At 73.7% G+C, this 5674-nt stretch carries 7 protein-coding genes; 3 read left to right on the plus strand and 4 right to left on the minus strand.

Annotated elements, in window-relative coordinates; all coding sequences use genetic code 11:
* Positions 1-145 precede the first annotated feature (145 nt).
* The 3 genes from FRZ03_RS20875 to FRZ03_RS20885 all read left to right on the plus strand — a co-directional run bounded on the left by FRZ03_RS20875 (position 146) and on the right by FRZ03_RS20885 (position 2715).
* Positions 146-1219: a Gfo/Idh/MocA family protein gene (locus tag FRZ03_RS20875; RefSeq protein WP_146466678.1), complete on the plus strand. Its 1074-nt coding sequence runs from the start codon at positions 146-148 to the stop codon at positions 1217-1219.
* Positions 1216-1710, plus strand: a complete 495-nt coding sequence (locus FRZ03_RS20880; protein ID WP_146466679.1) for a heme-degrading domain-containing protein — start codon at positions 1216-1218, stop codon at positions 1708-1710. The genes FRZ03_RS20875 and FRZ03_RS20880 overlap by 4 nt, the downstream gene beginning before the upstream one ends.
* A 129-nt stretch (positions 1711-1839) precedes the next feature.
* Positions 1840-2715, plus strand: coding sequence for an LLM class F420-dependent oxidoreductase (locus FRZ03_RS20885; RefSeq protein WP_146466680.1), 876 nt, complete (start codon positions 1840-1842; stop codon positions 2713-2715).
* Positions 2716-2781: 66 nt separating this feature from the next.
* On the opposite strand, the gene FRZ03_RS20890 is transcribed toward FRZ03_RS20885, so the two are convergent.
* The 4 genes from FRZ03_RS20890 to FRZ03_RS20905 form a co-directional block, all read right to left on the minus strand.
* Positions 2782-3636, minus strand: coding sequence for a fumarylacetoacetate hydrolase family protein (locus FRZ03_RS20890; protein ID WP_146466681.1), 855 nt, complete (start codon positions 3634-3636; stop codon positions 2782-2784).
* Between the two features lie 144 nt (positions 3637-3780).
* The gene (locus FRZ03_RS20895; RefSeq protein WP_146466682.1) at positions 3781-4500 is read right to left on the minus strand and encodes a YidC/Oxa1 family membrane protein insertase; all 720 of its coding nucleotides are present in this window, start codon (positions 4498-4500) and stop codon (positions 3781-3783) included.
* A 106-nt stretch (positions 4501-4606) separates the two neighbouring features.
* Positions 4607-4921: a DUF6412 domain-containing protein gene (locus FRZ03_RS20900; protein WP_146466683.1), complete on the minus strand. Its 315-nt coding sequence runs from the start codon at positions 4919-4921 to the stop codon at positions 4607-4609.
* A 56-nt stretch (positions 4922-4977) separates the two neighbouring features.
* A complete protein-coding gene (locus tag FRZ03_RS20905) occupies positions 4978-5505 on the minus strand; it encodes a winged helix-turn-helix transcriptional regulator (protein WP_146466684.1) in 528 nt (175 codons plus the stop codon).
* Between the last annotated feature and the right edge of the window lie 169 nt (positions 5506-5674).

Below are 5674 nucleotides of genomic sequence, written 5' to 3' on the forward strand. Positions count from 1 at the left end.
CCGAGCACGAGCGCGCTGTTGTGCGACCGCACCGCGCCCACGTCCGCCCCGGCCCCGGCCCGTCCGCTCCTCGTCCTGTCCATGCTCACATGCCCCATTCTCCCCACCGCTTGCACTTTGGCAACGGCGTTGCGAAAGTGGAGGCATGACTGCCGCGACACCCCTGCGCGTCGGCCTGATCGGTTACGGTCTCGCCGGCTCCGTCTTCCACGCCCCGCTGATCGCCGCCACCGAGGGCCTCGCCCTGGACACGGTCGTCACCTCGAACCCGGAGCGGCAGCGGCAGGCCAGAGGCGAGTTCCCGGGCGTGAGGCTCGCCGCGACCCCCGACGAGCTGTTCGCCCGCGCGGGCGAGCTGGACCTGATCGTCATCGCCTCCCCCAACAAGACCCACGTCCCGCTCGCCACCGCCGCCCTGGAAGCGGGCCTCCCGGTGGTCGTGGACAAGCCGGTCGCCGGCACCGCGGCCGAGGCCCGGACGCTGGCCGCCCTCGCCGAGGACCGCGGTCTGCTGCTGTCGGTCTTCCAGAACCGCCGCTGGGACAACGACTTCCTGACCCTGCGGGCCCTCCTCGAGGACGGGGCGCTCGGCGAGGTCCGCCGGTTCGAGTCCCGCTTCGAGCGCTGGCGCCCCAGGCCCAAGGGCGGCTGGCGCGAGTCCGGCGACCCGGCGGAGATCGGCGGCCTGCTCTACGACCTCGGCAGCCACATCGTCGACCAGGCCCTGGTCCTGTTCGGCCCGGCCGCCGAGGTGTACGCCGAGGCGGACGTCCGCCGCCCGGGCGCCGAGGCCGACGACGACACCTTCATCGCCCTCACCCACGCCGGCGGCGTCCGCTCCCACCTCTACGTGTCCGCGACGACCCCTCAGCTGGGCCCCCGCTTCCGCGTGCTGGGCTCCGAGGCGGGCTATGTGAAGTACGGCCTCGACCCCCAGGAGGGCGCCCTGCGCGAGGGCCTGCGCCCGGGCCCCAAGTGGGGGGCGGAGCCCGAGTCGCTGTACGGCCGCGTCGGCGCCGGCGAGTCCCCGCTGACCGGCGGCGGCACCCCCGTACCGACCCTGCCCGGCGACTACCCGGCCTACTACGCGGCCGTGGCGGCCGCCCTGGCCGGCACAGGACCCAACCCGGTGACCGCCCTGGAGGCGGCCGCCGCGCTGGACGTACTGGAGGCGGCCCGCAGGTCCGCCCAGGAGAAAGTGACGGTGACCCTCCGATGACCCAGTCCACCGCAACCGATCTCGCCCCCACCATCGAGGAGCTGGAGGAACAGGAACGCCGGCTGGTCTTCCAGCGCTTCACCTACGAGGACGCGTGGGCCCTCGGCTCCCTCCTGGTGGAGCTGTCCCGCGAGCGCGGGCTGCCCGTCGCCATCGACATCCACCGCGCCGGCCAGCAGCTCTTCCACGCGGCCCTGCCCGGCTCCACCCCGGACAACGACGCCTGGATCGCCCGCAAGCGCCGGGTGGCCGTCCGCTACGGCGCCCCCTCCTACCTGGTCGGCTCCCGCTTCCGGGCCAAGGGCACCACCTTCGAGCACTCCTCCCGCCTCGACCCCGACGTCTACGCGGCCCACGGCGGCTCCTTCCCGATCCGGGTGGCGGACGTCGGCGTCATCGGCGCGGTGACCGTCTCGGGCCTGCCCCAGGTGGAGGACCACCGGCTGGTGGTGGAGGCGCTGGAGAAGTTCCTCGGCACCTCGGCCGGCTGACGGGACCTGGGCCGACCGGGGGAACTTCGACCCCCCGGCGCCACCGCGGGAATCAGCGGCGGAGCCCTCCGGTTGGCAGTGGGAAGTGATGATCACAGCACAGCCCCACCACCCGGAGGGATCGCCCGCATGAGTGACACCACAGGCCCGCTGAAGCAGCGCATCGGCCGGTACGGCGTCTGGGACGTCGCACTGCGCGCGGAGGAACCCGAGCGCCGCGCCGAGCAGGACGAGGCCGCCGCCGAGCTGGAGGAACTCGGCTACGGGGCCATCTGGCTGGGCGGCAACAGCACCGCCGCGAACGCCGCCCCGCTCATCGGGGCCACCGGCCGGATCACCGTCGGCACCAGCATCCAGAGCGTCTGGCAGCGGGACGCCGCCGAGACCGCCGCCGACTTCGCCGAGCTGGAGTCGGCCCATCCCGGCCGCTTCGTGCTGGGCCTCGGGGTGAGCCACGGCCCCATGGTGGAGGGCTACCAGCGCCCGTACTCCGCGATGGTCGGCTACCTGGACGAGCTGGACAAGGCGGGCCTTCCCGCCGACCGGCGCGTGCTGGCCGCCCTCGGCCCCAAGATGCTGAAGCTGTCCGGCGACCGGGCGGCCGGCGCCATCCCCTACCTCGTCACCCCCGAGCACACCGCCAAGGCCCGCGAGATCCTCGGCGAACAGCCGCTGCTGGCGCCGGAGTTCAAGGTCGTCCTGGAAGCGGACCCGACCCGCGCCCGCGCCATCGCCCGCGCCTACCTCTCGCGCTACCTCAAGCTCCCCAACTACACCAACAACTTCCTCCGCCTGGGCTTCACCGAGAGCGACGTGGCCGACGGCGGCAGCGACCAGCTCATCGACGCGGTCTTCGGCTGGGGCGACGACGCCCGTATCCGCGACCGCGTCAACGCCTTCCACGAGGCGGGCGCCGACCACGTGGCCCTCCAGGTGGTCACGGAGACCACCGGCGGCACCCTGCCGAGGGAGGAATGGCGCCGCCTGGCCGCACTGCTGGGATGACCCCGGGGACCTCAAGGCGCCGGGGAACCACGGCCTCGCGGTTCCCCGGCGTCCCCGGCGGCGCGGCTACGCGTCCTTCAGCACCTGCCGCTGCCGGCCGAGCCCCTCGACCTCCAGCTCGACCACGTCCCCGGCCCTCAGGTACGGCTTCGGCTCGGGCCGCCCCATCGCCACCCCCGCGGGGGTCCCGGTGTTGATCACATCACCGGGGTACAGCGTCATGAAGCGGCTCAGGTACCGCACCACCTCCCCCACCGGGAAGATCTGCTCCGCCGTCGTACCATCCTGCTTCAGCTCCCCGTTGACCCACAGCCGCAGCGCCAGCCGCTGCGGGTCCGGCACCTCGTCGGCCGTCACCAGCCACGGCCCCAGCGGGTTGAACGTCTCGCAGTTCTTGCCCTTGTCCCAGGTGCCGCCGCGCTCGATCTGGAACTCCCGCTCGGAGACGTCGTGCGCGACCGCGTACCCCGCGACATGCGCGAGCCCCTCCTCGGCCGACTCCAGGTAGCGGGCCGTACGCCCGATGACCACCGCCAGCTCCACCTCCCAGTCGGTCTTGGCGGAGCCGCGCGGCACGAGCACGGTGTCGTCCGGGCCGACGACGGTGTCCGGCGCCTTGAGGAAGACCACCGGCTCCGCGGGCGGCTCGGCACCGGTCTCGCGGGCGTGGTCGTGGTAGTTCAGCCCGATGCACACGATCTTGCCGATGCGGCCGAGCGGCGGCCCGATCCGCAGCCCCGCGTCCAGTGCGGGCAGCTCACCGGAGTCGGCCGCCGCCCGCACCCGGGCCAGCGCGGCCTCGTCGGCGAGGAGCGCGCCGTCGATGTCGTCCACGAGTGCGGACAGGTCACGCAGGGTCCCGCCGGCGTCGAGCAGCGCGGGGCGCTCCGCCCCCGCCGTACCGACTCGCAGCAGCTTCATGGTCACCATCTCCTTCGATCGCGGAGGCGCCCGGCCGACGGGTGCAGCCATCGGAGGGCCGGACGATCCTCCAAGCACCCCGTCCGGCCCGCAAGACCCTGTTCAGGGAGTGGACCGTGACCGCGCGCCGCCCCGCGACCGCCGTCAGCGGTACAGCGCGGCCCGTTCCAGGGCGCTCCACGTCGTGCTGGTGACGACGTACAGCGCGGCGGCGAGCGGGACGACGGCCACGGTGACCAGGGTGAGGAAGGACAGGAACGGCATCACCTTGCCGACCGCGCCGAGCCCCGGCACCGCCTCGCCGCCGGCGGCGGAGGCCATGACCGGGTTCTGCGCCATCTGCCGCTTGGTGCGCAGGTAGTTGAAGGAGGCGACGGCGGCGACGAGCGCGAAGAGCCCGAGGTAGACCACCCCGGCCCCGCCGAACAGCCCGTCCCCGGCGAGCGCGTCGGCCCACCGCCCGCCGAGCGGCGCCGCGAACAGCCGGTGGGCGAGCAGGTCGCCGCCCGCGCCGCCGGCACCCGAGAACAGGTGGTAGAGCAGGAAGAAGGCGGGGAGCTGGAGCAGGCCCGGCAGGATGCCGGACAGCGGCGAGACCTTCTCCTCGGTGTGCAGCTCCAGCACCGCCTGCCGCAGCCGCTCGGGGTCCTTGGCGTGCCGCCGGCGCAGCTCGGCGATCCTCGGCTGGAGCGCGGCCCGGGCCCGCTGGCCCCGGGCGGCGGCGCGGGACAGGGGGTGGACGAGCAGCCGTACGAGCGCGGTGAACAGGACGATCGCGGCGGCGGTCGCGGAGGCGTGGCAGAGCGGTGCGAGCAGGTCGGCGAGCCGCTCGACCAGGTGCGCGAAGACGGAGAAGACGGACATGGGTGAGCCCTCCGGGGGTCTCGTCGTGCCGGAATGCGAAGAAGGGTTCGGCAGGACGACCCGCGCGGGGTCACGGAGGGGCTGTGGTGTGTGTGCCCGGTGTGCCCTACGCGGCGGTCGCCGGAAGGGTCCGTCCCGGTGCCCTGGGCCGGCGGCGGCCGGGGGCGTCGGGGTCGCGCTGGGACAGGAAGGCCGTGCGCCGGGCCCGGTCGCGTATCGCCGTGCGCACCCGGGTGGGCGGTACGGCGGGCACGGAGCGGGCGGCGAGGTGGCCGCACAGGGCGAGCGCGGAACCGGCGGCGGCGGTCGCGGCGAGGGCGACGGCGGTGGTGAGGCCGCCGGTGTCGAGGAGGGCGAGGGGGAGCAGCAGGAACAGGGGGGCCAGCAGGAACGCGACGGCACCGCTGCGTTCGCGGCTCATCGCTTCCCCCTCCCCCGACCGGCGTCTGTGACTCGCCGATTGTGCCTGTCCGTCGATTATGCCTGGTCGGTCTCCAGTGGCTCCAGCAGCCGCTTGGGCTTCAGCAGGGCGCGGCTGACCGGGTCCGCCGGGTCCGGATCGAGCCCGGGGCCCGGCTCCATGACAACGTCCGTGACCGGCACGATGGTTCCGCACAGGGCGCATTCGCCGTACGGCCCGAGCTCGGTGCCGCACTCGGCGTGCCGGAAGTAGCGCAGCCGGGCCCCGTCGAACTGCTCGCGGCCCCAGCTGCCGAGCGCGCGCAGGGTGGGCCACAGGGCGATGCCGCGCTCGGTGACGACGTACTCGTCCCGGGGCGGCGACTGCTGGTAGCGGCGCTTTTCGAGGATGCCCTCGGCGGTCAGCGTCTGCAGCCGGGCGGCCAGGACGGCGCGCGGGATGCCGAGGTGGACCAGGAAGTCGTTGTAGCGCCGCACGCCGTAGAGCGCGTCCCGGACGACGAGCAGCGTCCAGCGCTCGCCGACGACCTCGAGCGCGCGGGCGATCGAGCACTCCTGTGTCGCGTAGTCCTTGCCCAGTGCCATGCCCCCACTGTAGCGACTTTCCGCCTTTCGGTTCAGTCACTGAACCAACCATGCTACGGTGACCGGGACAGCAAGGTTCAATGAACGAACTGATGCCTTCGGTCCGGCAGCGCGGACCGGGGCGGGACAGGACTTGCCATGACCGGGCTCGATTCCGCCGCCGTACGGG

This window comes from Streptomyces misionensis (genome assembly GCF_007896895.1).
GTDB classification, from domain to species: Bacteria; Actinomycetota; Actinomycetes; order Streptomycetales; family Streptomycetaceae; genus Streptomyces; species Streptomyces misionensis_A.